Raw genomic sequence first — 26674 nt, forward strand, 5'->3', positions numbered from 1 at the left:
TCCTCAAGGTCGCTGGCAGCGGGCCGGTGCGGTTTCGAAATACACGTGGGGGTCGGCCTTGGCCGGCAGTTCAAAGCGCAAGTGGCAGCGCGGCTGGTCAGGGGCCTTGATCCATAGCGGGCGGGTGTCGAGCACGTCGGGCAAGAACACTTGGTTGCCTTCCTGGACCAGGGTGATGAACTCGCCGTCCTCCGTGGTCACGGTCGAGCCGCGTGGCATCGGGGTGTCCAGGGTCAACAGCGCACGCCGGGTGAGCGACACGCCGAACTCGATGCGGTCCACCGCGCCGCGGCCTGCCGATACCACCGCAAGCCCGTTGTGGATGTCGGCATTGCGCGGCAGCGAACGGGTGTGGACTTCCAGCGGGCTGCGCCCATAGGCGCTGAGCTGAGGCGCCACGGCCTGGCCTTGCCAGTCGGTCCACACCGGGCCGCTGGGGGTGTTGACCTTGATCCCGGGCATGTCGCCCACCGCCAGTACGGCAAAGGTGTCGCGCACCGGGTAGGGCGAGAACGTCAACCCGTCGGCGTGCAGCACCATCCCGCCGCGTGCGCCGCCCTGGTAGCTGGAGCGCTCGGCGTCAGCGCGCGTGTAGTTGAAATCCAGCTGGCTGTAGAACGGCAGGGCCGACACGCCCAGGGACGATTCGACTTCGCGGTCGCGGGTGTCATGTTCGACGCCGACGCGATACGCCAAGTGGTCGTTGATCTGCTCGTTGAGCCCCATCCCGGTGCGGTGCTCGCCGCCGGAATTGCGCACCCAGGCGCGGCCACGGCGGCTTTCGCCGAGGGGCAGGCTGACCGTCAGGTACAGGCTGTCGTCGTTGTAACGACGCCCGCCCATGTGCCATTCGGCGGTGGTGGAAATCGACATACCGGCGACCTGCGTACCCCAGGAGGCGAGGGCGCGGCTGCTGCTGTCGCCCTGGAACGAGGACGAACGGGAAACCCCCGCGCTGAAGGCGCCCAGCCACGGGTGCGACCACGAGCTGGTGGCGCTCTGCTGGTCGCGGTAACGCGCGCGTTGCTGCTCGCGGGTGTCGGCGATGTAGGTCGATTCGGTGAGGTCGCGGTAGCCCTGGGTGCGCCAGGAATTGGCTGCCGTGAAGGCCCAGCGCTCACTGAGTTTGTGCGACCACGACAGGTCGGTCTGCACCCCGCGTTCCTGGGTGCGCCGCGAGGCTTCGGAGGCGACCACGGCCACTTGCACCTGACTGTCCGGCAGCGGCAACAGGCCCAGGCTCAGGCCCGCCGAGCGATAATCCGCGGCCGCCAACAGCCCGCTGCCGAAGCTGACCTGCGGATGCGGCGCGGCGCTCCAGCCGGCGCTCAGCACCCAGGGTTCGGCGCCCGGGCCGTCGCCGATATTGCGCACCCGCCCGGCCGCCACCGAGTAACCGGGCGCGGGCAGCCCCAGGCCGAGCATGGCGGCGGGCACGGTAAAGCGCCGTTCCTCGCCGGTGCTTTCCTTGACGGTGACTTCGACGTCGGAGCGCCCGTTGAGGCGTGGCACATTGCTCAAGCTGAACGGGCCGGCGGGCACCACTGTGGAGTGAATCAACGCGCCGTTCTGGCGCACTTCCACCTGCGCCGGGCCGTTGGCGATGCCGTTGATGGTCGCGCCCTGGTTCTGATCCTGCAGGGCCTGTTCGGTGAGCACCTGCACGCCGGTGATTGGCGCACCCGCGAGCACCGGGTTGTAGAGGTTGATCTGCCCGGCCTGCAACACCGCCTGGTGGCTGGCGAAGGTGCGCTGGGCGTAGGCGTCCAGATGGGTGGTGCTTGAGCGGCTGTCCTGCCAGGTCTGTACCTGGCGGCTGCGCACGATCCAGTCGCCGGCATTGAAGCCGACCTCGGTATTGGCCGAGCCAAAGCGGCTGGAATCGTTGCGGTAATGGTTGTACAGGCCGCTCACGTCGTAGTTGAGCAGCGCCGCGAAACCGCCGGTCTGATAGCCGGAAATGTCCTGAGTGACCGGGCGCAGCGCCTGGGTGGGCACCACCAGGTTCAGGCTCAGGTTGGCCGGGTCGTGCTCGACCACGGTCTGTGGGTATTGTTCGAGAAAGGCATAACAACTGCTTTCTTCTGCCGGGCCCGAAGACGGCGTCACCAACTGCGCGGCGTCCAGCAGCGGCGGGTCGAAGCATGTGGCGCCGTGCTGATCCACGCTGACATCGACGCGCCCGCGCCGCTGGCCGTTGACCGTCAGGTTGAGCGCATGGCGCCCCTGGGTAAAACGCGGGGTCTGCATCAGCAGGCTGGCGAGTTCGGGATCGATGCCACGCTGGAGCAGGGTCTGTGGATCAAACGAACCTGTCGACGACTGCTCTGCCCATGCCAGGTTCGTCAGCAACCCCTGACTGAGCGTCAGCACCAGTAATGCCAGGCGCGGTGAAACGCCGGGCACGGCTTTGCCGTCACGGTAATGGATGACTGTGTTCACACAAATGCACTCGGATGATGGAAGTCCCCGGCGTGATTCCCTATCGCGTCAGGTCTTCCCGGTGGCCTTCAGTGGGTGGCCACTTCGTGATAGTGGCGCCGTCGTGTCCCTGGGCGCCGTTGCATCACAGGCTTATGGGCGCGTCGTGGGGCGCGACCGCAAAGCCATACACCGTGGCCGGTTGCAGGCGCACGCTGGTGGCGCCGGCGCCGGCGCCGCTGGCGGTGACGGTCAGCGTTTCACCGGGCAGCACATAGGTGCGCGGCAGCATCGCCGAAACGTTGCCGGGCAGCAGTTGCAGCTCCTGGGCCAGGCGCACCACATACGGGGACGGGTTGTGGACGCTGAGCTGGTCGGCTTTCAAGGTCCATTGCAGGCCCAGCCACGGCGTGCGATTCGGCGCCAGCCCCTTGGGATGAATGATCACCGGCAGGTTCTGCCGCACGGTCACGCCCACTTGCGCGCGCCCGAGCTGGGCCGGGTCGCGCTGGGCGGGCATGCCCTCGAAAATCACCCGTTTGAGGCGCTGGGTTTGCAGCGGCGCCTGGGTTTGCAGGATGAAGCGCACCAACTGGCTCTTGGACGCCTCGACGCGGGTCAGGGGTGGAGTCACGAACAGCAGCGTGTCGCTGTCCTCGGGGATGTTTTCGAGGGTGACGTGCAGCAAGGCCATTTTGGTGTCGGTGTTGGTGACCGAGACCGTGGCCTCGCCATCGGCCTCGTTGACGATCACCACCGAGGTGTCCGGGACCATGCCGTCGGCACGCGCGACGGTTGCACCGAGGACGGCCAGTGCCACGCAGCAGAGACGCGGCAGCCAGCGCCAAACGGAAAAAAACGAGTTCATAACAGGGCTCTTCTATACAGGGCGCTTCAAATGGGCCGACATGCGCGCGGTGGGTGACCGGGGCGCCGACGGCACGGTGTCAGAGGTAACGCAGGTCCAGCGTGATCGAGCCATCGAGGGGCACCTCTTCGTGGAGCGTCAAGGTGTTGGCCGGGCTGATCGAGGTGTCGACCCGCAGGGACGCCACCAATTGCCGGATCGGCGCGGGCAGCGTATCGCCGGCCCGGGCAAAGCCCATCAACAGACGCGGGTACATGTTAGGTTCGGGTTTCCAGCTAGCCCCCTGGTCGGATGAGGTCAGGGTTTGCATCGGCTGCGAATCGCCTACCGGGCCGCGCAACGACAGGCTGACCGACCCGAGGCGTTCGTCGGGGGCATGGGGGTTCATGCCCAGCCCATAAAAATAATCCGGCGCCAGCGATGACTCGCGCTTGTTGTCGATGCCCACCAGGGCGAACAACACCAGGCCTTCGCAACTGATGCTCAAGCCCATCTGCTGGTTCGGCAGCACGGTGAACTCACTCGGATGCAACGTCGTCGCCAGGATCTTGTCGTGGTCGACAAGGCCGTTGTCCGACAGCGATACGCTGCACGCGCTGGGGGTGATTCGCCCGTTGACGTCCAACTCCACGCTCGAGAGCGCGAAGGCCAAGGGCGCCGCCGCCAACAGAAGGGTGAGGGCCGGCAAGCGAGTAAGCAGGTTCATGGCTTGAGTTACCTGGTGTTGAACGGGTGGTACGGGCATCGGGCAAGGCGGTGGCGTTACAGGTAGAGGACTTCGACCGTGACCGAACCGTCGATCACCGTGTCTTCGGTAATCGTCAGGCCCTGGGCCGGCAGGATGAATGGCTTGACCGAGAGCGCCACCTGCGTGTTCTGGGCCGGCACAGGCACCCGCGCCGCGCCGATCTCTTGGATCGAGATCCATTGATTGGTTTGCCAGCCCATGTCTGGCCGCATAGAGTTCCAGGTGGTGCCGTTGTCCGACGACCGGATCATCCCGACGGGCGTGTTATCGGCGACGCCCTGGTCGAGGAACATGAGGTAGCCGCCAATACGCTGACCGGCACTGGTCTTACCGATGCCATATTCGATGATGCTGTTTGCCGAGTCGGTGCGGTTGTCGGTGGCCGTCAGGGCAAACAGGGTCGAGGCTTCGCAGTCGATGCCCATTTGCAGGGTGACCGGGGTGAGTTGGGTCCGGGTGTCCAGGTTAAGGTCCTTGACCGAGACCCGGCCGACGTCGATGGTCTCGGCCGACAGGCTCGGCATGCACGCCGAGGGCACAATCAGGCCCTTGACGGTCAGGTCAACGGTGGAGGCGGCGAGCACCGGGAAAGCGCAGCCGATCAGTACGCCGGTAACGCTGGTACGCAGTAGCTTTTTCATGACGGGTGAAGCTCCAGGGATGGATAGGAATACAGGGGTCCAGGGGGACAGGGGGTTACGCTGTTACAGGTACTTCATCTCAAGAGTCGTGTGCCCGTCGACGAGGACTTCGTCGGTGAGGGTCAGGCCATCGGCACGGGCAATTCGGGTGTAGAGCACAATGTCTGCTTCGAAGATCGTCACGGCCATTGGCTGAGTGGGGTTGTCCATTGCGGCAACCGCGAGCAGGTTGAGGTGGCCCAACTGCGTACCGGGGGTCCACGTGGTGCCGCCATCCAGCGACACGATGGTTCGCACGGCCATGGTGTCCGCCATGGGGTTGCTCAAACTCAGCGAAACGCTGCCCAGTTTCTCGTCGTTGGGGGTCGTGCCCAGGCCGTGGTGGTTGGGGATCACCGATGTGCCGTGGCGGTTGTCGATGGTGGTCATGGCGAAGAGCGTCGAGCCTTCGCACCGCACGTTCAGGTGCAGGGTGTTGCGCGGCAGCAACGTGTCTCGGTCTTGGTTGAGGTCGCGCACGGTCACCTTTCCGTGGTCGATGGTGCCGCCCTCAGCCAAGCCCGGCGTGCAGGCTTTGGGCGTAATTACGCCGCTCACGCTCAGCTCGGCCTGGCTGCTGGCTAAAGTGCTGGGCACGTTCGCCAGCAGCAGACTCGCCAACAATGCGGGGAAATATTTATCCATGAAATGAACAACCTCTCTGGGCAATGCCCTGCGTGGATGATGAGTTACAGGTACTTGACCTCGATCGTGGCGGAGCCGTCGATCAGCACTTCGTTGCTCAAGTCCAGGCTGTTGGCGGCGGCGATCTGGGTGTCGATCACCAGCTCGCTGATCACGTTTTTGATCGGGATCGGCTTGGGATCCTGACCGTTCGACCTGTCGCCAAACGCCGCCATGTACGGGTTTTGCCAAACCACATCGTCAATGGCTTGCCAGCTCACGCCATCTAATGACTCGATGGGCTCGACGGCGACGTTGTCGGCCACCGGATTTCTCAGGGAGAGCCAGAACGTGCCGATTTTCTGCAGGTTGTTGATCAGGCCCAGGCCGTAGCCGAAGCCGTAGATTGACGACCCGGCGCGGTTGTCGGTGGTGCGCAACGCAAACAGGGTTGCGGCCTCGCAGTCCACATTGAGTTGCAGCCTGGCGGTGGGCAGGCTGGTCGGGCTGTCGAGGTTGAGGTCTTTTACCGAGACCTTACCGTGATCCACCACACCACTGGCGGACAACGTCGGTGTACAGGCGCTTGGGGTAATCACGCCTTTGACGGTCAATTCCACGGTACTGGCGGCGAAGGTCATGCCGCTGCCGACAAGGGCGATGACGGCGGTGAATGCGGCTAAGGGCTTTTTCATGTGATCGAGCTTCCGATGCAAAACTGATTGCCGAGGGGCAAGGGGGGACCCGTCGGTAACTAGGTGGCGACCGCCTGGAGTGGCCGGTCGCGTCCCGCTCTGGGGATGCCGGGCAATCTATCGGGGGGAGGGCGTCGGGCAAATACAACAAATACGACAATGGGCGGATGTCGCACACGCCCAATCGACTTGTCGGAACTCGTTTTTTTGTGTGTAGGAAATATAAGGGTTTCGTAGTTGTTGTATCGCGCAGGCGGCCTAATTCAAATAGCGTTCCGGCCGATACATCTTCACAGCACATTCGAACAGCCAGGCGTGTTGCGTGCCGTACCCGGTACCTATGTCGGCGGATGTTCTGTCGGCCATTGAGGTTGCCGATCCCCGCGCCGTGCGCTTATTGAATTTGAGGTAGTCATGTCATCAGGCCCTATCCCAGGCGACCGAGCAGGGGATGACCTGGCCGCACAGCCGGCGTCAACCCGGCATTGGCGTGAGCTCAAGGTGTTGTTGGTAGACGATCATCCCGCGTATTGCCTGCTGATGGGCGCGATGCTGGAGCGGTTGGGGCTGGCATTTGCAGTGTGCGCGCACGGCCAGGCTGCCCTGGCGATTCTGGACGTCAGCCGCGCCGACCTGATTTTCAGCGACTGCCAAATGCCGGTGATGGATGGCTATGCCATGACCCGCGAGCTGCGCCGCCGCGAACTGCGCGACGGCGCGGAGCGCGTGCCGGTCATCGCGTTCACCGGCAAGCTGGGCGCGCGCGAAATCCAGCAGTGCCAGGCTGCGGGCGTGGATGCCTGGCTGGCCAAACCGGTGACCTTTCAACAACTGCGCCAAGTCCTCGGCGACTGGCTGCCCGGCCCGCGTATCAGCGAGACCGCGCAGCCGGTCACGGCGGTAGAGGGGCGCTGGCCGAGTCGCGGCCGGTTGGGGCAACTGTTCGGCTGCAGCGAGGCGCTGCCCGGCATTCTGGCGAGCCTGGTGTATGAGGCCGAGCTCGATCTGCATGCACTGGCCCAGGCCACCGACGGCCTGCAAGCGCAGGCCACGGTCGAGCATTTGCACCGCTTGATCGGCAGCGTGGCGTTCTTCGGCGCCACACCGCTGGAAATGCGCGGTCATCAGTTGATCGAGGCGATCAACCGCGACGGCGTGGCCATGCACCTTCAGCGCTTGCTCGCCTTGCGCAGCGACTTGATGGGGTATCTGAAATATTTGTCGCTATTAGGAAAAGGATGACAGCTAAGACCGATGGCTTCTGTAGGTCTTCAGAGTGGGCAATTTCCTTTTTTTCTGTGGGGTAAAATTCTGCTCCCAAGGATTGCTGGGCTATCTGCCATTACGGCGTTTGGGGGCGGTTGTTGCCGATCCGATCCGGGAGTATTTTGCGCGGATTCAAGTTGCCATCATGGTGGTGCTCATGCTTCGCGTAATTATTGCTGACGATCATCCCATCGTGCGTATCGGGCAGAAAGTGGTGATAGAAGCCAATGGCCGGTGCAAAGTTGTCGCCGAGGCCGACGGCCCGGATCAGTTGCTGGCGCTGGTGGACAGCACCCCGTGCGATATCCTGGTGACGGACTTCGCCATGCCGGGTAACCAGCAAGCCGACGGCTATGGCTTGCTCGGCCTGATGCGGCGCCGGCACCCGGACTTGCCGGTGATTCTGGTGACCATGTTTGCCAATGTCGCCACGTTGCGCGAATCGTTTGCCCAGGGCGCGCGGGCGATCCTGGCCAAAAGTGCGTCGGCCCGCGAACTGCCCCTGGCGATTGCCGCCGTCAGTGAAGGGCGCACCTTCGTCAGCGAGTGTCTGCGCGCACAACTGGCGGAGGCCGGGACGGGCAATCAGCAAGCCGTGCCGCAGTTGTCCGGCAAAGAGCGCGAAGTGGTGCGGATGCTCGCCAGCGGCATGACCGTCAGCCAGATCGCGGCGCGGGTCAACCGCAGCATCTCGACCATCAGCAAGCAGAAAAGCACCGCGATGACCCGGCTGTGCATCTCCACCGATGTGGATTTGTTCGCTTATGCGCGTGCGGCGGGCATGGTGCCGTAGAAAGTTGCAGTTTCATGACGGTGCTAGTGCGCCGTCTCACAAATAAAGCTCCTCATGCCTGTGAGGCCATTGCCTCACGGGCTCGCTGTATCTTGTTCAAAATGTCTTCTCCTTTGGCGTTCCAGACGTAGCGAGTTGGCTGTGCATTTCGCAGTGCCAGGAACATGGTGATTGAGCTCTCCAGTTCGCGAACCGAACTGAAACTGCCGTCACGCAGGTACACCGTGATGTCGCGAAAGAAGCGTTCAACCATGTTCATCCATGAACTGGCAGTCGGAGTGAAATGCATGTGGAAGCGTTTATGCTTTTCCAGCCACGCCTTCACTTTTGGATGCTTGTGCGTGGCATAGTTGTCGACGATCAAATGCAGCTGAAGATGCTTGGGCGTTTCTCGATTGATCTTTTTGAGAAACTCCAGCCACTCCTGATGCCGATGTTGGCGCTCAATGCTGCTGATCAAATGCCCCTGAAGATAATCCAGCGCGGTGAACAAGGTAACGGTGCCGTGGCGGACATAATCGTGCGATTGCGTGCGGATATGCCCAATTCCCAAAGGCAGTCCAGGCTGAGTGCGTTCGAGGGCCTGAACCTGGCTTTTTTCATCGCAACAGAGCACCAGTGCCTTATCCGGCGGATCCAGATACAGCCCAATGACGTCCCAAAATTTCTCTTCGAAGTTTGGATCGTTGGACAGTTTGAAGGTGCGTGTCAGGTGCGGTTTTATGTCGTTGGCGGCCCATATACGCTGGACGCTGGCCGGTGAGATACCGGCCACTCGCGCCATGCTTCGACAGCTCCAGCGAGGCTGGCCAATACGCGGCTGAGTGACTTGCTCAAGGGTCCGTTTCAACGCTTCGGCCGGTAGGGACGGCTTACGACCTCGCCCGGGCAGATCCACCAGGCCTTGTAGACGCAGCTCTTGAAAACGCTTGCACCAGCGGGTGACTGAAACAACGGAGAGACCGGTCAACTGGGCGATCTCGTTACGAGAACAACCTCGAGCGGCTAGCAAAATCACCCGCGCCCGACGACCGTCACGCTGACTGATCGTGGCTGATCTTATGCGCCGACTCAGTTCAGTTTGTTCGTCTTCACTGAGCACGATGTCCTGAGAGTTCATGTGATCACTCCAAGCACTGACTGACCACAGAAGCATAGCTCAGGTTAGAAACTTATTTCAGAGACAGCACACTAGAGTGAGTCAGGCAGTGGCTGAGTATCGTATTACTTGTATTAAGTTTGAATGAGTTACCCCTTAACTTGTGATGGCTGTCCTGGCATTGTTTGGTCGGGGCATACACTTCATTCTAATAGTTTTGTCTTGCTGACGAGTTAAAGTAAGCGCGTCTGTGCGCTTGCCTGGCTCATCAAGTAATGACCGAAAGTGAGCCTATTATGCAACCGTTCCGTGTACTTGTTGCCGCCGCGTTTTTGCTGGCCGGTGTTTCTAATGTAATGGCCGCATCCAGTGTGGATATCAGCGTGGTCGGTACTATCATTCCGTCGGCCTGTACGCCAACTTTATCTGATGCCGGTACGGTGGATTATGGGAAGATCTCGATCAACGATTTTCCTAGACTGGGGGAGATGGTACTGCCAGCGGCGACGATAAACTTGGAGGTTACTTGTGACGCGCCGACTTTGATGGCAGTCAGGAGTCTGGACAATCGAGCCGGAACTGCGGCTGTTCAATCACCGTCACATGACCCGCTCACCGTGTATGGTTTGGGCTTGGCAAGTGGTGGGCAAAAGATCGGCAGGTACGAACTTAAGATGAACGATGTGACAGCCGACGAACAACCGAGAGCCGTGATTGAGTCCATCGATAAAGAGACGTGGTTTGCTGCCGATAACGCAATGTGGCAACCACGTTGGCTGCGCACCGTGAGTAACGGTAATATAATTCCCGTGGCAGTGACGACCCTTAAGACAGACCTGATGTTGAGTACAGTCCTCGCGCCCAAAGACTCTCTGCCGGGTGAGGAAGAAATCCAGATAGACGGCAGCGCCACTTTGGACGTTATCTACCTTTAACCCCGCCAGGTATCACTTATTCTCGTGATGAATAACCATGGCTTTCCCGTGTTACGAGGATTATCGTTCAGCACCCCTGACCATCGTGCGAATGTTGCCCATGAGTGATGCCCACAACGTCCTGATCACCGAGTTCTATACGGCCTTCCAACATCTGGATGCCGAAGCCATGGCCGCCTGCTACACCGACGACGTGGTGTTCAGCGACCCGGCGTTCGGCGAGCTGCGCGGGCGCGATGCCGGGGATATGTGGCGCATGCTCACCACGCGGGCCAAGGACTTTTCCCTGACCTTCGACCACGTGCGCAGTGATGACAGTACTGGCAGCGCCCATTGGGTGGCAACGTACCTGTTCGGCGCGACCGGCAACACGGTGGTCAACGACATTGGCGCGCGCTTCGTGTTTCGCGACGGCAAGATCTGCGAACACCACGACCACTTCGACCTGTGGCGCTGGTCGCGCCAGGCCCTGGGCCTCAAGGGGTTGCTGCTGGGCTGGTCGCCCGCGCTGAAAAACGCCGTGCGCGCCCAGGCGCTCAAAGGCCTGAGGGCATTTCAGGCCAGTCGTTGATAAGATTGGCGCTCCTCTGGTTCGCCGAATCGACCCGTGACTGATCTTCCTGAACCCAAGCCCTGGTTCGTGTACCTGGTGCGTGCCGCCAACGGCTCACTGTATTGCGGCATCAGCAATGATCCGCTGCGCCGGTTTGCCTCCCATCAAAGCGGCAAGGGCGCGCGGTTTTTCCTCTCCAGCCCCGCCGTCGCGCTGGTGTACACCGAGCAGTGTGCGAGCAAGGGCGAGGCGCTGCGCCAGGAACGCTTGATCAAAAAACTGAAGAAGAGCGCCAAGGAATGCCTGGCGGCGAGTGGCTCATTGACCTGATTGATGGGCGCCTATTTCACCCACGCGTGATTTTGCAGGCTAAGCTGAATGCTCATTTAATTGAGCGGAGCCTGGCATGTCTGAGTTGATCCTGCACCACTACCCGCAATCCCCTTTCGCGGAAAAAGCCCGCCTGCTCCTGGGCTTCAAGGGCTTGTCCTGGCGCTCGGTGCTGATCTCGCCGGTGATGCCCAAGCCTGACCTGATCGCCCTCACCGGCGGCTATCGCAAGACTCCGGTGCTGCAGATCGGCGCCGACATCTACTGTGACACAGCACTGATCGCGCACCGCCTGGAACAGGAAAAAGCCGGGCCGGCGCTGTTTCCCCAAGGCCTGGAACTGGTCGCCCAGGGGTTCGCCGCCTGGGCCGATTCGGTGGTGTTCGCCCATGCCGTGGCCTTGGTATTCCAGCCCGAATCCCTGGCGGCCAAGTTCGCCAAAGTGCCGCCCGAAATGCTCAAAGTGCTGGTGGCCGATCGTGCCAAGCTGTTCAGCGGCGGCACCGCAGCCCGTCTGCATCTGGAGCAGGCCAAGCATCAATGGCCGGCGATCATCAGCCGCATCGACCAGCAATTGCAGCACCAAGAGGGAGATTTTCTGTTCGGTGAGCCTTCGATTGCCGACTTTTCCCTGGCCCATCCGCTGTGGTTCCTCAAAGGCTCGGTGGTGACCGCGCCGTTGGTTGACGCACATCCCGCCGTTGCCACCTGGCTCGACCGTGTGCTGAGCTTTGGCCATGGCACCGCCACCGAGATGAGCACCGAGCAAGCCCTTGACGTAGCGCGTCACGCCACCCCGGCGGCGTTGCCCGCTGAAGTGTTCGAGGACTTGAATGGCTTCACGGCCGGCCAGCAGGTGAGCATTGCGGCCACCGACTACGGCACCGACCCGGTGCTCGGTGAGTTGTTGTTTGCCGGCCGCGAAGAACTGATCCTGCGCCGTACCGACGAACGTGGCGGCACCGTGCATGTTCACTTCCCGCGCCTGGGCTTTTGCATTCAGGCGCAATAAAACCGGATTATTTTCAACCGGAGGTGAGGTAAACCCGACGCCCATCCGTGTAGTGCTTGAAACTGCGATCTATTCGCATTAACAGCGTTTTCTACACGGGTGCTCACAAGCATGAAATCGACGGCGGGCGGTTGGGTTAAACAGTGGCTGGGAGCCTCGGTCTTGACGGTATCGGGGCTGGCACTGCTGCCCCTGAGTGTGGCGCAGGCGCAGGAACAACAAAGTGCCCAGTTCAACTTTGCCCTGGCGGCCAAGCCACTGCCCCAGGCGCTCAGTGATTTCAGCCGGGTCACCGGGCTCAGTGTGATCTACACCGACGAAGCCCCCTACGGCCTCAACGCCCCGGCCGTCAGCGGCCCGATGAGCGCGACCCAGGCCCTGCAACGCCTGTTGGGCGGCTCCGGTTTTACCTTCCGCCAGATCGACGCCCGCACCCTGGCCCTGGAGCCCGTGCCCAGCGACGGCGCGCTGAACCTGGGCGCCACCACCATCAGCGCGGTCGCCGAACCCGCCGACAGCACCAGCTACCAGCCGCCACCCACCAGCTCGGTCATGCGTTCCCGTGGCCTGCTGCTGGAGACCCCGCAAACCGTCAACGTAGTGCCCGCCCAAGTGCTGCGTGATCAACAACCGCGCAACCTGGATGACGCCCTGGCCAATATCAGCGGCATCACCCAGGCCAACACCCTCGGCAGCACCCAGGATGCGGTGATGCTGCGCGGCTTTGGCGACAACCGTAACGGTTCGATCATGCAGGACGGCATGCCCGTGGTGCAGGGCCGGGCGCTGAACGCTACGGCCGAACGGGTTGAAGTGCTCAAGGGCCCGTCGTCGCTGCTGTATGGCATCCAGGACCCGGGCGGCGTGGTCAATATCGTCAGCAAAAAGCCGCAGTTGCTGCAGTCCACCTCTTTGACCGTCCGTGGCTCCACCTTCGGCAACGGCAAGAACGGCAGCGGCGGCAACCTCGACACCACGGGGCCCATCGGCGACAGCGGGCTGGCGTATCGCCTGATCGTCGACCACGAGGACGAAGACTACTGGCGCAACTACGGCACTCACCGCGAGAGCCTGATCGCGCCATCCCTGGCCTGGTATGGCGACACCACCCAGGTGGTGTTCGCTTACGAACACCGCGAGTTTCTCTCGCCGTTCGACCGCGGTACCGCCATCGACCCCAAGACCAATCACCCGTTGGACATCCCCGCCACCCGGCGCCTGGATGAGCCGTTCAACAACATGGAAGGCCGCTCCGACCTGTATCGCTTGGAGGCCGATCACGACCTGAACGACGACTGGAAGGCGCACGTCGGCTACAGCTGGAACCGCGAAACCTATGACGCCAGCCAGGTGCGTATCGCCTCGGTCAACAGCAACGGCACCTTGACCCGCAGCATGGACGGCACGCGTGGTGCGCTGACCACCGACCGCTTCGCCACGGCGAGCCTGGAAGGCAAGGTCAAGCTGGGCGGCATGCAGCATGATCTGGTGTTCGGCCTCGACGATGAGTACCGCAAGATCTATCGCGCCGAACTGATCCGCCAGGCGCAGCGCAGTGCCTTCAGCTACGTCAATCCGGTGTATGGCAACGATGTGCAAGGCACCACGGTGAGCGCCAAGGACAGCGCGCAGACCGACTTGCTGCGCAGTGACTCACTGTTCTTCCAGGATGCGATTCACCTGACCGACCAGTGGATTCTGGTGGGCGGCGCGCGCTATCAGATGTACGACCAATACGCCGGCAAAGGCGTGCCGTTCAAGGCCAATACCGACGGCAATGGCCAGAAATGGGTGCCGCGTGCCGGCCTGGTGTACCGCTACACCGACGAACTGTCGTTTTACGGCAGCTACACCGAGTCGTTCAAACCCAACTCGACCATTGCCGCGCTGAACGATGGCAGCGTGCTTCAGGGCGACCTGCAGCCGGAGCAATCCAAGGCCTGGGAGCTGGGGACCAAGCTCGACATACCGGGGCGCATCACCGCCAGCGCGGCGCTGTTCGATATCACCAAGCGCAACGTGCTGGTGTCCGTCGGCTCCGGTGTCGACACGGTCTACAGCGTGGCCGGCGAAGTGCGCTCCCGTGGCCTGGAACTGGATGCCAGCGGCCAGCTCAGCGAGCGCTGGAGCCTGATCGGCAGCTATGCCTATACCGATGCCGAAGTCACCAAAGACCCGGCGCTGCAAGGCAAGCGCCTGCAGAACGTGGCCAAGCACACCGGTTCGTTGTCGGCGGTGTATGACGTCGGCAGCTTGATCGGCGGGGATGATCTGCGCGTCGGTGCTGGCGCGCGTTACGTCGGCCAGCGCGAAGGCGATGCGAATAACAGCTTCAATCTGCCGGGTTATACCGTGGCCGATGTGTTCGCCTCCTACAACACCAAAATCGACGGGCAGAAGGTCAAGTTCCAGCTCAACGTGAAGAACCTGTTCGATCGCACCTACTACACCTCGGCGGCCAGCCGGGTGTTTGTGTCGATGGGGGATGCGCGGCAGGTGTCGGTGTCCAGCACGCTGGAGTTTTGAGCCGGCGGCGAGGGCAGTGGTCGAGCCTGTCAGGGGCGCTTCGCCCCCCAGCGCGAGCACGCTCTCTCGCCACAAACGGCATGAGCTGTTAGCGTTGCCGCCACTGACGGCTTTGCGGAAAACGGTACTGATGCGGTTTGCACGAGGGTTACACACCAGCGCGATGCTGGTCGGCTTGAGCGTTTTATTGGGGGGCTGCGCCAGCGTTGCGCCGACCGCCGGCCCTTCAACCCTGGACCGCCTGTTGGCCGACCCGGCCCTCAATGGCGCCACGGTTTCACTCGTGGTGCGCGACGCCCGCAGCGGCAACACGCTCTATCAACACAACCCGCGCACGCGGCTGGTGCCGGCCTCCAACCTCAAGCTGCTGACCACCGCGGCGGCGATGGATGTACTGGGCCCGCAGTATCGGTTTTCCACCCAACTGCTGAGCGACGGCACGCAGCAAGGCGAGCGCCTGAACGGCAACCTGTACCTGCGCGGCCTGGGCGACCCGACCACGCAGTTCGCCGATTACCAGGCACTCGCCGCGCAACTGGCGAGCCAGGGCGTGCGTCAGGTGCAGGGCGATCTGGTGTTCGACGACAGCTGGTTCGATGCGCAGCGCCTCGGCGTGGATTGGGCTCAGGACGATGAAAGCACCTACTACGGCGCGCAGATTTCGGCGCTGACCGTGTCACCCAATTCTGATTTTGATGCGGGCACCTTGATGGTCACCGCCACCGCGCCCATGAGCCCCGGCCAGCCGGTCAGTGTGGCGATCAGCCCGGCCACCGATTACGTGCAACTGAGCAACCGTGCGGTGAGCGGCCCCGGCAACAGCTATGGGATCACGCGCCAGCACGGCACCAACCTGCTGCAACTCACGGGCGCGCTGGCGCCGGGCAAGCACAGCCGGCAATGGGTGAGTGTGTGGGAACCGACGCAACTGGTGGCCAATCTGTTTGAACAGGCATTGGCGCAGCAGGGCATCCAGGTGCTGGGCCGTCGAGTGATCGGGGGCGGCAGTCCGGCGACGGCGCGGCTGCTGGCGGAGCATCAATCGGCCCCGTTGCAGGAACTGATCACGCCGCTGCTCAAGCTCTCGAACAACAGCATGTCCGAAGCCTTGCTCAAGGCCATGGGCCGCCAGACCGCGAACGTCGGAACCGCGCAGGCGGGCGTGGCGGCGGTGGCGGCCTTCATGCGGCGCCAGGGGCTGGACCCGGCGAGCCTGAATCAGGTGGACGGTTCGGGGTTGTCGCGGCGCAATCTGGTGTCGGCGCAGACGCTCACCGACCTGCTGCTGGCGACGGCCAGGCAACCCTGGTTCGACGCGTGGTACAACGCCTTGCCGATTGCCGGCAACCCCGCGCGCATGAGCGGCGGCAGCCTGCGTTATCGCCTGCGCGGCACGCCGGCGCAAGACAACCTGCATGCCAAGACCGGCTCCATGGGCGGCGTGTCGTCATTGAGCGGTTACCTCACCGACGTCCACGGGCGGCGCCTGGTGTTTTCGATGATCAGCAACAACTACCTGAGCGACGCCGCACCGGTCCGCGCTCTGGAGAACCGCCTGGCGGTCGCCCTGACGCAATGGCACGATTGATTCAGGGCTGGTAGCCCATCCGCCAACTCACCGCCCGGGTCGCCGCCAGCAGGCGCTGCGCCGCCGGGCCGTCTTCATCGGCATGGAACAGCGAGGTGGGGCCGACCACGGTCATCACCGCCGCCACCTGGCCGACCGCGTTGAACACCGGCGCCGACAACGCATCCACACCCGGCATCAGCAGGCCATGCACAAAGTGCAAGCCACGCGCGCGGATCTGTTCGCAGGCGCTGGCGTAGGCCTGGTCGTCCGCCAGGGCGTGGGCGATGCCCGCCTGGATCTCGCGCTCGCGCAATTCGATGGTTTCCCGCGCTGGCAAAAAGGCGCTGAACACCAGCCCGGTGGATGAACTGAGCAGCGGCAACACCGAGCCCAGTTGCGTCACCACGGTGACCGCGCGCACCGCCGGTTCGATCTGCACCACGGTCGCGCCCTGGTTGCCCCACACCGCCAGGAAGCAGGTTTCATTCAACTCGTCGCGCAGCTCGGCCAGGGGCAGGGCGCCGACTTTGAGCACGTCCATGCTGCCCAGTGCGGCGAGGCCCACGCGCAATGCTTCGCGACCCAGGCCGTAATGGTTGGTGGCGCTGTTCTGCTCGGCGAAGCCCGACGCGATCAGGGCCTGGAGATAGCGGTGAACCTTGCTCGCCGGCATCTGCACATGCTCGGCCAGGCGCGACAGCGAGGTGGAGGGCGACAGTTCGGCCAGGGCCTTGAGGATGTCGGTGCCCACTTCGGCCGAGCGGACTTTCTGTTTACCGGTGTCGCGGGGCTTTTCCATGGGGCAACGGGAATCCGAGAGATGAGTGGGCGTCTTTATAGCTTGACGGTCGACAGTGATCAAATTACGTTATGCGTAACTGGATTACGATAAAAACAACTTCCGTCAGAGGATGATCCATGAACCTCGAATACCTCTCGGGCTTCGGCAATGAATTCGCCAGCGAAGCCCTGCCCGGCGCGCTGCCGGTCGGCCAGAACTCCCCGCAAAAAGCGCCTTACGGCCTGTACACCGAACTCTTCTCCGGCACGGCCTTCACCATGGTGCGCAGTGAAGCGCGCCGTACCTGGTTGTATCGCATCCAGCCGTCGGCCCATCATCCGGCGTTCGTCAAACTGGAGCGACAACTGGCCGGTGGGCCGCTGGGCGCGGTGACGCCGAATCGGCTGCGTTGGGACCCGTTGGCGATACCGAGCGAGCCGACCGACTTCATCGATGGCCTGGTCGGCATGGCGGCCAATGCCGGGGCGGAGCAACCGTCGGGCATCAGCATTTACCATTACGGCGCCAACCGTTCGATGCAGCGCGTGTTCTTCAACGCCGATGGCGAGCTGTTGATCGTGCCCGAGCAGGGCCGCTTGCGTATCGCCAGCGAACTCGGGGTGTTGGAGGTCGAGCCGTTGGAAATTGTCGTGCTGCCACGCGGCCTGAAATTCCGCGTCGAACTGCTGGATGCGCAGGCGCGCGGTTATGTCGCCGAAAACCACGGCGCCCCGCTGCGCCTGCCGGACCTCGGCCCGATCGGCAGCAACGGCCTGGCCAACCCGCGTGATTTTCTGACCCCGGTTGCCCACTACGAAGACCGCCAGCAGCCGACGACCCTGGTGCAGAAATTCCTCGGCGAACTGTGGGCCTGCGAACTCGACCATTCGCCCCTCGACGTCGTGGCCTGGCATGGCAACAACGTGCCGTACAAATACGACCTGCGTCGGTTCAATACGATCGGCACGGTGAGTTTCGATCATCCCGACCCGTCGATCTTCACCGTATTGACCTCGCCCACCAGCGTGCATGGCTTGGCCAACCTCGATTTCGTGATCTTCCCGCCGCGCTGGATGGTGGCCGAGAACACCTTCCGGCCGCCGTGGTTCCACCGCAACCTGATGAACGAATACATGGGCCTGATCCAGGGTGCCTACGACGCCAAGGCCGAAGGCTTCCTGCCCGGCGGCGCGTCGTTGCACAGCTGCATGAGCGCCCACGGCCCGGATGGCGAGACCTGCACCAAGGCGATCAATGTCGAGCTGGCCCCGCACAAGATCGATGACACCATGGCGTTCATGTTCGAGACCAGCCAAGTGCTGCGCCCGACGCGCTTCGCCCTGGACTGCCCGCAACTACAATCTGCTTATGATGCGTGCTGGGCCTCGCTGCCCGTCACCTTCGACCCGAACCGGAGATAACCCATGACGCAATCAACGCTCGCCCGCAGTTGGGTCACCAGCGCCAACGGTCATCGCGATTTTCCCCTGCAAAACCTGCCGCTGGGGGTGTTCAGCATCAACGGCGCGGCGCCGCGCAGTGGCGTGGCGATCGGCGACTGCATTCTCGACCTGCTGGCCGCCCGCGATGCGTTTGACGGTGAAGCGCTACGCGCCGTCGACGCCACTGCCGGCGGGCAGTTGAACGCCTTCTTCGAGCTCGGCCGTGGCCCGCGCGTGGCCCTGCGCGAGCGCCTGTTGGCATTGCTCGGGGAGGGCAGCCCGCTGCAAGCACGCGAGGCCGAAGTGCTGCACCGCGCCGCCGATTGCCAGATGCACCTGCCCGCCAAGATCAATGACTACACCGACTTCTACGTCGGCATCGAACACGCGCAGAACGTCGGCAAACTGTTCCGCCCCGACAACCCGCTGCTGCCCAACTACAAGTACGTGCCGATCGGTTATCACGGCCGTGCATCGACCATTCGCCCGTCCGGCACCGAGGTGCGCCGCCCCAAAGGCCAGACCCTGCCGGCCGGCCAGACCGAGCCGAGCTTCGGCCCCTGCGCGCGGCTGGACTACGAGTTGGAGCTGGGCATCTGGATCGGCCAGGGCAATGCCATGGGCGACTCGATTGCCATTGGCGAGGCGGCCGAGCACATTGCCGGTTTCTGCCTGCTCAACGACTGGTCGGCGCGGGATATCCAGGCCTGGGAGTACCAGCCGTTGGGGCCGTTCCTGTCGAAGAGTTTTATCACCAGCATCTCGCCGTGGGTGCTGACGGCCGAAGCGCTGGCGCCGTTCCGCCAGGCACAACCGGCACGTCCCGCAGGCGATCCGCAGCCGCTGCCGTACCTGCTGGATCAACGCGATCAGGCGGCGGGCGCGTTCAATATCGAGCTGGAGGTGCTGCTGACCACGGCGTCGATGCGTGAACAGAACCTGCCGGCCCAGCGCCTGACCCTGAGCAACACCCAGTACATGTACTGGACCGTGGCGCAAATGGTTGCGCACCACAGCGTCAATGGCTGCCAGTTGCAGGCCGGCGATCTGTTCGGTTCGGGCACCTTGTCCGGGCCGCAGCCGGGGCAGTTCGGCAGCCTGCTGGAGATCACCGAGGGTGGCAAGAAGCCGATTGAACTGGCGTCGGGCGAGGTGCGTAAATTTCTCGAAGACGGTGATGAAATCATCCTGCGCGGCCGTTGCAGCCGTGACGGTTTTGCCTCCATCGGCTTCGGCGAATGCCGTGGCACGGTGGTCGCGGCGCGCTGAGGGGCAGGGCGATGGAGCTTTACACTTACTATCGGTCCACTGCGTCGTACCGGGTACGGATCGCGCTGGCGCTCAAGGGCCTGGACTTCACCGCCGTGCCAGTCAACCTTGTGGCGCCGGCGGGCGGCGCCCATCGCCAGCCGGAGTACCTGGCGATCAACCCGCAAGGTCGCGTCCCGGCGCTGCGCACCGATGACGGCGAACTGTTGATCCAGTCGTCGGCGATCATCGAATACCTGGAGGAATGTTATCCACAGGTGCCGCTGCTGTCCCGGGACCTGGCAGCCCGCGCCCATGCGCGTGCGGTGGCGTCGATCATCGCCTGTGACATTCACCCGCTGCACAACTCCAGCACCCAGAGCCTGCTGCGCCAGTGGGGCCACGATGAAACCCAGGTGCTGGCCTGGATCGGTCATTGGATCAGCCAGGGCTTGGACGCGGTCGAGCAGTTGATTGGCGATCACGGGTTTTGCTTTGGCGAGCAGCCGGGGCTGGCGGATGCGTTTCTGATTCCGCAGCTGTATGCCGCCGAGCGCTTCAAGGTGGCGTTGGCGGGGTATCCGCGTATCGGGCGGGTGGCGGCTTTGGCGGCGCAGCATCCGGCGTTTATCCAGGCGCACCCTGCCAACCAGCGTGATACACCCTAGACGCGCTCGTTGTGTTCAGTGAATCACTGAGTTGGGCGGCAAGTGGCCCAGCCGCTGGGTCAGGCGCAGGCGCTGGATCGGGTCTTCGCTGAGCAGCAGCGCGTGCTCCAGGTCGAAACGCTCGGCGCTTGGGCAGTCCAGGCGTTGATACAGGCTGGCCCGCGCCAGGTAATCGGCGGCGCTGGCATGGCCCAGTTCCAGCACGCGCTCGGCGTCGACCAGGGCGGCCAGCGGGTCGTCATTGGAGAGGTACAACTGGCGCAGGTTGCGCGACAGCCGTTGCAGGATCGAGCGTGGGCTGGCGGTGCGCAGGTGGTCGGCCTGCAGCTTGAGGTCGGGGCCGTATTGGCGTTGCAACAGTTCGCGGCAATCGTTGGGGTACAGGCGTCGGCCGCCGCAAGGGTCGAGCAGGTGATCGGCACCGGGTACCCGCAGCAGGAAGTGGCCGGGGAAGTTGACGCCGACCATCGGGATATTCAGGCGTTGCGCCAGTTCCATCGCGATCAGCCCCATGGCCAGGGGTTGCCCGCGCTTGCGCTGCAACACCTTGTCCAGCAGCGCGGCGGCGGGGCGCAGCGGGGTGAAGTCATCCTGGGCGAACCCCAGGTCATTCAGGCGTCGCAGCAACGGCTGGCCGAGCTCATCCGCCGGCAACAGGGGCATGCCCAGGCTGACCTGCTGTTGCAGCACGTTGAGCTCCTGCAGGATCAACAGCGGTTGCACCGTTGGGTCATGCTCGGCCGCAATCCACAGCGCAGCTTCAAACAGCGCAGGGGGCGAACGTTCCAGGCAGGCGAAAAAGGCGTGACGGGGGTTCATTGCATTCTCCGGCGGATGCTCCCGTTTTAGCCTTGCTGAGAATTTTCGTCCAGTAGCTTGAGAGATATCCTACTTGCTTATGTCGCTGGCCCCGCAAAACCGGGTGGCTTATTCCCGCGCACTTCGGCAGTTTTCTGCCGCAGGCCTATACTTGGCGACACCAGAAGTGATTCGGGAGCTTGACGATGTTTGCTCTCATGCACAGCACCCGCCTTGAATCGCTGCACCTCAGCATCGACCCGACGACCGGGTTGAAGGCGATCATAGCCATCCACAACAGCCGCCTGGGGCCTGCCCTGGGTGGTTGCCGTTACCTCGCATATCCCGACGACGAAAGCGCGGTGGCCGACGCCGCACGCCTGGCCCAAGGCATGAGCTACAAGGCCGCCCTGGCGGGTTTGCCGGTGGGCGGTGGTTGCGCCGTGATCCTGCGCCCCGCCCATGTGGAAAGCCGCGCAGCCCTGTTTGAAGCCTTCGGGCGATGTGTCGAGCAACTTGATGGCCGCTATATCACCGCCATCGACAGCGGCACCTCGGTGGCCGACATGGATTGCATTGCCCAGCAAACCCGCTTCGTCACCAGCACCACCGCCGCCGGCGACCCTGCGCCCCATGCCGCCATGGGCGTATTCGCCGGTATCCGCACCACCGCGATGGCGCGCCTGGGCAGCGACAATCTCGAAGGCTTGCGCGTGGCGATCCAGGGCCTGGGCAACGTCGGTTACGCCCTCGCCGAACAACTGCATGCCGCCGGCGCCGAACTGCTGGTCAGCGACATCGACCAAGGCAAAGTGCAACTGGCCATGGAGCAACTCGGCGCACACCCGATCGCCAATGACGCCTTGCTCAGCACCCCCTGCGACATCCTCGCGCCCTGCGGTCTCGGCGCCGTGTTCAATCGCAACAGCGTCGGCCAACTGCGCTGCGCCGCCGTGGCCGGTTCCGCCAGTGCGCAACTGACCAACCTGCAAGTCGCCGACCAGTTGGAAGGGCGCGGCATCCTCTACGCCCCGGACTACGTGATCAACTCCGGTGGCCTGATCTACGTCGCCCTCAAGCACAGCGGCGCCGAACTGCCGACCATCACCGCGCACCTGTCGAATATCGGCACGCGCCTGACCGAAATCTTCGCCCACGCCCAGGCCGAAAAACGCTCCCCTGCACGGGTTGCCGATGAACTGGCCGAGCGCCTGCTTTACCGCTAGCCCACGCATTAAAAAGGCCCTGAATCATCGATTCAGGGCCTGTTCAATTCGGGCTTTATTCCGCTGGCGGGTTCAGCAACTCGGACAGCGCGTCCGGTTGGCTCCTGAACGCCTTGGCAAAGACATCGCGGTTTTTCGCCATGTAGATCCCGGCCTCTTCAACCTGCTGCTCGCTCAACGACGGCACAGCTTTTTGCAACACTTCTGCGAGCAACTCAGCGAGTTCAAGCATCTTGTCATGACGGTCAGCTTCGGCTTTATCCATGAACAAACGCTCCAGATCTCGGCTGCTGCGGTATACCACTTCGACGGCCATTCACCACCTCACATGCCTTCACGATAGTTGTCTTTTGCGACTACTGTATTTATATACAGCTAAAAGGGTAAGCCAAACCGTGGGGTTTGGGTAGCAGTTTTTTAATGTAGCCCGGAAATACAGGTTTGGAGTGTCCCATGTCACCCTGCCATCATCTTATCTCTGCCTCTGGCCTTTTTTCTGCATGCAGAACAACCGTCACGTCCAAGCCGCATTATCCGGTCGAGCCGACCTAAGGAAGCATCATCGTGAAAATCAACTGGGCCGAAAAGCTGCGTCAGAATGTCCACGGGCTGGCCGAGTCGCTGGGCAATCTATTTGTCGAGTCGTTCCATTACCTGGCGTTGTTCGCCATCGGTGCGGTGACCGCCTGGGCGGCGGTGATGGAATTTCTGGGGATGCTGGAGAACGGGCACATCAAGATCGATGACATCTTGCTGTTGTTCATCTACCTGGAATTGGGCGCCATGGTCGGGATTTACTTCAAAACGAACCTACCTGAATCTAACATTTTTTCTTATAGGCAAAAAAAGGGTGAAACCCCTATGATTTCTGGTCTTTGGCGCGCTTGAAGGCGGGCTAGGCTGTTTTTTTCTGTGATGGATGGTGTGAGCTATGAGTGAAATTCGTGGGATTGAGAAGCTGCGCAAAAGCTTGCACAGTGGCGCTGATTCGGTAGGAAATTTGGTGGTTGAGGCTTTCCACTACCTAGCTCTGTTCGGCATTGCGGCTATAACGGTATGGGCCGCTATCAGTGCCTTTATAGGTATGCTGGGGCAAGAGAAAATCAGCGTTGATGACATTCTATTGCTATTCATTTATTTAGAATTGTTAGCAATGAGCGGGATTTATTTTAAAACAAATCATATGCCCTTGCGATTTTTGCTGTACATCGGCGTGACTGCATTAATTCGGCTTTTGATTAGCGATGTTTCGCACCATAACGCGCCGAACCTTGGCATTATTTACGTGTGTGGCGGGGTGCTTCTTTTAGCCCTTTCGATTCTCGTTGTTAGGTTTTCGTCTTCTAAATTTCCATCAGTGAAAGAAAAAATAGAAAGCTGATGTGTGTTTGTTAGGGTTTGTAATTTTTTAGTAAGGACTTATGTCTTTCTTGTTGTTTGATTTGTTGATTTGTTAAGGTTTTTAAGGTGAGTTAAGTTTTAGTTTTTGTAAAAAAGGATTTTTAAGTGAAAAACAACAAGAGAAATTTCTCAAATAAATACTCTGATGTTCGTAATAGTATTTTGAAATACTCGCGTGATTCCGTTTTCACTCTCGCTATGAACTATTTGGCTATGGAGAATAGTTCTGGCGGAAAATCGTTTATGATTCAGGATGCCCAGTGGTTGATTTTTATGATGATTAAAATCTCATCATCAAGCACAGGTGTTTTAAAAATGAATGATACTGATTTTGTTAGGATCTGTAATAAGCTGTTTAGATTGCAAGACTATCTTATTGATGCTGACCCTGCAAATTTATTATTGAGATTCAGACCGTTGATTTATCAGCAGTCGCTGCTTCGCAAGGATGTACCGGAGTGTATGAGAAGTCTTGCAAGGCAATGCAAGATTCTAGGTGGTAACGAGTTTTACGAAAAAACTTTCCATGAGATTACTGGTGTCGGAGTCGCTAGCTATTTCACTATCTGGCTGAATATTTTAGTTCAGGCGACAGGCAAGAAAGGTAGTGGGTCTTTTGAACTAAATATCATAGACCTGTTATATCGTGTTCAAAAAGTCGTACCATTATATCAAGTGGTGAATTTTTTCGTTTTTTTCGGAGTTCGTTATAGTGATTTGCCAACTTTTTTCGCCAGATTTAGTGGTAGTGCTGGAACGGTTGACGATTATTATTATGATACGCCTTTAAAGAAAAAACCTTTTTTGGTGTCAGGTAAAAAAATCTATCTATTCTCGGAAAAGCTTTTGCTGTCATGCTTTCCATTACTTTTAATTCAGACAATCAAGGATGCAAGAGTTGAGGACGCAAAAGCCCAGCTAGGACTGGATGTCGAGGCATATATTGGCGGATTATTAAAAAAGACAGCTTTAAAGGTTTTTGATGAAAAGGCTTTGAAAACTATTTATCGAGAAAATAATATTCCCTCGCTGGGTTCTAAAGTCACTGATTTTGCAATAGATGGTGAGAGTGTTGTTTTGCTCGAAAGTAAGGCGATTGAGCAAACGGATTGGCTCAAAGTCAACACTGACCCGGTAGAGCTAAAAAAGAGGCTGGACCAAGACTTCATTAAGGCTGTTATACAAGCAGAAAAGTGCGCGATGTTTCTTTCTCAAACCGAAGAATTTCGGGGGCGAAACTTTAAGGCTGTTGTCGTGACTTATGATGATTTTGGGATTTCAACTGCTTCCAGTATCAAACAGCTAATAGGGGTGGATATAGAGGATGAAGTTAAGAAGCAGTGTAATGGTGAATGCCCTATATCTCTAGATGATATGGTTTTTATTGCTATCTCTGATTTCGAGGCGTTGACATTTGCTATAGAGAATGAAATGGTAAAACTAGACGAAATCATTGAGGAGTGTCTTGGTGAACAATCCTTTAATACTGGTATGTCTTTCCGGAAAGCCATAATGGATAGGTGTGAGTTTGATGTTTATAAACAGGCCGGTGATGTTCTTACGTCAGACGATAGTTTTATTCAGCAGCTTGTAAATTTTAGTAATAGTGGTCACGCATTAAATGTACAAAGGCCGCAGGAATTAATCGTTATGCACGACGAGGTGATGCGGTCTATAAATTTTAGTTTTTTATAGTTTGTTGTCGATGGTGCTTACGTGTTCGAGTATCGGCTTGCTTTGAATTAATGCAGGTATCCCCATTTTTGCATCGATGTGGCACAATGCTATGCGGTAGAGTCTAAAACTGTCATTTTCTGGAGTTGGTTATGAGTGATGGAATATCGAAGGAAGAGTTTGACGATCTGTTCAGTAAAGTTTACGAAGAGCGTAAGCCGAATTTTGATGAGCATGTCAATGTTGCTGTAGTTGGCAAGGTGAGCGCTGGTAAAAGCTCTTTGCTAAACGCTGTTCTTGGTTGCACTCGGAAAGACCCTCTCGCAAAAGTCGGTGCTAGCTCGGGCGTCACCACAAAAGTCACTGCTTATAAGCTTGATGAACAGGTTTTAATCATCGACTGTCCGGGACTCGATGATGTTCGTGAAGAGAATAGCGAAGAGACTGTAGAGTTCTTAAAAAATATTGATCTAGGTCTTTTTGTAGTCACGGGTTCGGCTGACGCCTCGCAGGCGGCGAATTTTGAGGATCTTAAGAAAAGCTCAAGTAAAGTATTCGTTGTTCTAAATAAAATTGATGAATGGGACGATCTGCAAGAGTCGGCTTATGAAGATGTTAAAGAACAGTGGTGTAAAATACTGGGCGTAGATAAGGTTTTCGGAACCTGCACCAAAGGGTTTGATCCGAAAATGCGTGAGTCAGCACCGATGGATATTCGAGGTGTTGATGAGTTAAGGACAGAAATTTTTGTCTTCTTGAACACCGAAGGCAAAGCTCTGCTCCTTGCGAGGCATCTTCGAAACAAGGAGAACTATGCAGTTGGAATTATTGGCGCTGCCATTGTTGCAGTTGCAGGCGAGGCGTTCATTCCTGGGAGTGCTGCATACATTACTGCTACGCAAGTGGTAGCTATTACCTCCCTCAATTATTTATACAAAGGCGAGGTTCTAAATAAATCTTCTGCGCTCGCCTTGTTGCCGACATTCGCTGGTGAAACGCTAGGTATGTCGGCATTCTTGATTGCTAAATCCTTCCTTCCTCCAACACTCATTCTTGATGCGGCGGCAGCCGCGATCGCAGTAGTTATTACGTTTGCTATGCTGGCTGCTGTCAAGTGGATGTTGGAGAATGATCACTCGTTGGATGAAAAGGATTTGCTGAAAAAAGTCTTTGGCGATTTCAAAGATATTGCCGGTGAGTTGAAAGCTACCAAGCCTAGTGATTTGAGAAACAAGGCTAATATTATTGCTTTGATAAGTAGATTGCTGAAAAAATCTATCTAATACTAGATTGGGGTTATTTTTATGGCCCCTTTT

25 protein-coding genes and 1 pseudogene are annotated in these 26674 nt (G+C 59.9%); 16 read left to right on the forward strand and 10 right to left on the reverse strand.

Annotated features, from left to right (window positions below; all coding sequences use genetic code 11):
• Positions 1–3: 3 nt before the first annotated feature.
• From RGV59_RS11030 to RGV59_RS11055, 6 genes are all read right to left on the reverse strand, one after another.
• Positions 4–2442 (reverse strand): fimbria/pilus outer membrane usher protein, encoded by a 2439-nt coding sequence (locus tag RGV59_RS11030; RefSeq protein ID WP_102618656.1) that lies wholly within the window; start codon positions 2440–2442, stop codon positions 4–6.
• Positions 2443–2566: 124 nt separating this feature from the next.
• A complete protein-coding gene (locus RGV59_RS11035) occupies positions 2567–3289 on the reverse strand; it encodes a fimbria/pilus chaperone family protein (protein WP_102618657.1) in 723 nt (240 codons plus the stop codon).
• Between the two features lie 79 nt (positions 3290–3368).
• Complete coding sequence (locus RGV59_RS11040) at positions 3369–3995, reverse strand: DUF1120 domain-containing protein (protein WP_017848661.1); 627 nt, start codon at positions 3993–3995, stop codon at positions 3369–3371.
• Between the two features lie 56 nt (positions 3996–4051).
• The gene (locus tag RGV59_RS11045) at positions 4052–4678 is read right to left on the reverse strand and encodes a DUF1120 domain-containing protein (RefSeq protein WP_046488637.1); all 627 of its coding nucleotides are present in this window, start codon (positions 4676–4678) and stop codon (positions 4052–4054) included.
• Between the two features lie 63 nt (positions 4679–4741).
• Positions 4742–5362 (reverse strand): DUF1120 domain-containing protein, encoded by a 621-nt coding sequence (locus tag RGV59_RS11050; RefSeq protein WP_322246947.1) that lies wholly within the window; start codon positions 5360–5362, stop codon positions 4742–4744.
• A 44-nt stretch (positions 5363–5406) separates the two neighbouring features.
• Positions 5407–6036: a DUF1120 domain-containing protein gene (locus RGV59_RS11055; RefSeq protein ID WP_017848664.1), complete on the reverse strand. Its 630-nt coding sequence runs from the start codon at positions 6034–6036 to the stop codon at positions 5407–5409.
• A gap of 414 nt (positions 6037–6450) precedes the next feature.
• Here RGV59_RS11055 and RGV59_RS11060 point away from each other — a divergent pair, with 414 nt between their 5' ends.
• Entirely contained in the window at positions 6451–7278 is an 828-nt protein-coding gene (locus RGV59_RS11060; protein ID WP_082107800.1) for a response regulator, read from the forward strand.
• Between the two features lie 181 nt (positions 7279–7459).
• A complete protein-coding gene (locus RGV59_RS11065) occupies positions 7460–8095 on the forward strand; it encodes a response regulator transcription factor (RefSeq protein WP_026140231.1) in 636 nt (211 codons plus the stop codon).
• A 52-nt stretch (positions 8096–8147) separates the two neighbouring features.
• On the opposite strand, the gene RGV59_RS11070 is transcribed toward RGV59_RS11065, so the two are convergent.
• Positions 8148–9215: an IS630 family transposase gene (locus RGV59_RS11070; RefSeq protein WP_126586189.1), complete on the reverse strand. Its 1068-nt coding sequence runs from the start codon at positions 9213–9215 to the stop codon at positions 8148–8150.
• Positions 9216–9490: 275 nt separating this feature from the next.
• Between RGV59_RS11070 and RGV59_RS11075 the strand changes: the two genes are divergently transcribed.
• The 6 genes from RGV59_RS11075 to dacB all read left to right on the forward strand — a co-directional run bounded on the left by RGV59_RS11075 (position 9491) and on the right by dacB (position 16138).
• Positions 9491–10129 (forward strand): DUF1120 domain-containing protein, encoded by a 639-nt coding sequence (locus RGV59_RS11075; RefSeq protein ID WP_256580893.1) that lies wholly within the window; start codon positions 9491–9493, stop codon positions 10127–10129.
• 100 nt (positions 10130–10229) lie between these two features.
• Complete coding sequence (locus RGV59_RS11080) at positions 10230–10700, forward strand: nuclear transport factor 2 family protein (RefSeq protein ID WP_102618664.1); 471 nt, start codon at positions 10230–10232, stop codon at positions 10698–10700.
• 36 nt (positions 10701–10736) lie between these two features.
• Positions 10737–11012, forward strand: a complete 276-nt coding sequence (locus RGV59_RS11085; protein ID WP_026140234.1) for a GIY-YIG nuclease family protein — start codon at positions 10737–10739, stop codon at positions 11010–11012.
• Positions 11013–11088: 76 nt separating this feature from the next.
• A complete protein-coding gene (locus RGV59_RS11090) occupies positions 11089–12024 on the forward strand; it encodes a glutathione S-transferase family protein (protein WP_102618660.1) in 936 nt (311 codons plus the stop codon).
• Positions 12025–12135: 111 nt separating this feature from the next.
• Positions 12136–14550 carry a TonB-dependent siderophore receptor gene (locus RGV59_RS11095; RefSeq protein WP_126586191.1) on the forward strand — a complete coding sequence of 805 codons (2415 nt, stop codon included), beginning with the start codon at positions 12136–12138 and terminating at the stop codon, positions 14548–14550.
• Between the two features lie 130 nt (positions 14551–14680).
• On the forward strand, positions 14681–16138 hold the full coding sequence (dacB, locus tag RGV59_RS11100) for a D-alanyl-D-alanine carboxypeptidase/D-alanyl-D-alanine-endopeptidase (protein ID WP_126586193.1): 1458 nt from the start codon (positions 14681–14683) through the stop codon (positions 16136–16138).
• A gap of 1 nt (position 16139) precedes the next feature.
• On the opposite strand, the gene RGV59_RS11105 is transcribed toward dacB, so the two are convergent.
• Positions 16140–16919: an IclR family transcriptional regulator gene (locus RGV59_RS11105; protein WP_046384607.1), complete on the reverse strand. Its 780-nt coding sequence runs from the start codon at positions 16917–16919 to the stop codon at positions 16140–16142.
• A 119-nt stretch (positions 16920–17038) separates the two neighbouring features.
• On the opposite strand from RGV59_RS11105, the gene hmgA reads away from it, so the two are divergent.
• Genes hmgA through maiA form a run of 3 tightly spaced genes read left to right on the forward strand, consistent with a single transcriptional unit; the run spans position 17039 to position 20259 of the window.
• Complete coding sequence (gene hmgA / locus RGV59_RS11110) at positions 17039–18322, forward strand: homogentisate 1,2-dioxygenase (RefSeq protein ID WP_017848674.1); 1284 nt, start codon at positions 17039–17041, stop codon at positions 18320–18322.
• A 3-nt stretch (positions 18323–18325) separates the two neighbouring features.
• Positions 18326–19612, forward strand: a complete 1287-nt coding sequence (gene fahA, locus RGV59_RS11115) for a fumarylacetoacetase (protein WP_079442904.1) — start codon at positions 18326–18328, stop codon at positions 19610–19612.
• A gap of 11 nt (positions 19613–19623) precedes the next feature.
• Complete coding sequence (gene maiA, locus RGV59_RS11120; RefSeq protein ID WP_126586195.1) at positions 19624–20259, forward strand: maleylacetoacetate isomerase; 636 nt, start codon at positions 19624–19626, stop codon at positions 20257–20259.
• A gap of 15 nt (positions 20260–20274) precedes the next feature.
• On the opposite strand, the gene RGV59_RS11125 is transcribed toward maiA, so the two are convergent.
• The gene (locus tag RGV59_RS11125) at positions 20275–21078 is read right to left on the reverse strand and encodes a SirB1 family protein (RefSeq protein WP_046488617.1); all 804 of its coding nucleotides are present in this window, start codon (positions 21076–21078) and stop codon (positions 20275–20277) included.
• A gap of 185 nt (positions 21079–21263) precedes the next feature.
• Here RGV59_RS11125 and RGV59_RS11130 point away from each other — a divergent pair, with 185 nt between their 5' ends.
• The gene (locus RGV59_RS11130; protein ID WP_017848678.1) at positions 21264–22283 is read left to right on the forward strand and encodes a Leu/Phe/Val dehydrogenase; all 1020 of its coding nucleotides are present in this window, start codon (positions 21264–21266) and stop codon (positions 22281–22283) included.
• A gap of 55 nt (positions 22284–22338) precedes the next feature.
• Here the strand turns inward: RGV59_RS11130 and RGV59_RS11135 are convergent, their stop codons facing one another.
• Entirely contained in the window at positions 22339–22599 is a 261-nt protein-coding gene (locus RGV59_RS11135; RefSeq protein WP_017848679.1) for a YebG family protein, read from the reverse strand.
• Between the two features lie 248 nt (positions 22600–22847).
• Between RGV59_RS11135 and RGV59_RS11140 the strand changes: the two are divergent.
• The 4 genes and pseudogenes from RGV59_RS11140 to RGV59_RS11155 form a co-directional block, all read left to right on the forward strand.
• Positions 22848–23093, forward strand: a pseudogene (locus tag RGV59_RS11140) (phosphate-starvation-inducible PsiE family protein); the annotation flags it as partial.
• A 121-nt stretch (positions 23094–23214) separates the two neighbouring features.
• Positions 23215–23664: a phosphate-starvation-inducible protein PsiE gene (locus RGV59_RS11145; RefSeq protein WP_126586197.1), complete on the forward strand. Its 450-nt coding sequence runs from the start codon at positions 23215–23217 to the stop codon at positions 23662–23664.
• Positions 23665–23789: 125 nt separating this feature from the next.
• Positions 23790–25379 (forward strand): hypothetical protein, encoded by a 1590-nt coding sequence (locus RGV59_RS11150; protein ID WP_126586198.1) that lies wholly within the window; start codon positions 23790–23792, stop codon positions 25377–25379.
• Positions 25380–25510: 131 nt separating this feature from the next.
• Positions 25511–26641 (forward strand): GTPase, encoded by a 1131-nt coding sequence (locus RGV59_RS11155; RefSeq protein ID WP_102617540.1) that lies wholly within the window; start codon positions 25511–25513, stop codon positions 26639–26641.
• Positions 26642–26674 lie beyond the last annotated feature (33 nt).

It is taken from the genome of Pseudomonas sp. FG1 (assembly GCF_034313875.1).
Taxonomy (GTDB): Bacteria; Pseudomonadota; Gammaproteobacteria; order Pseudomonadales; family Pseudomonadaceae; genus Aquipseudomonas; species Aquipseudomonas veronii.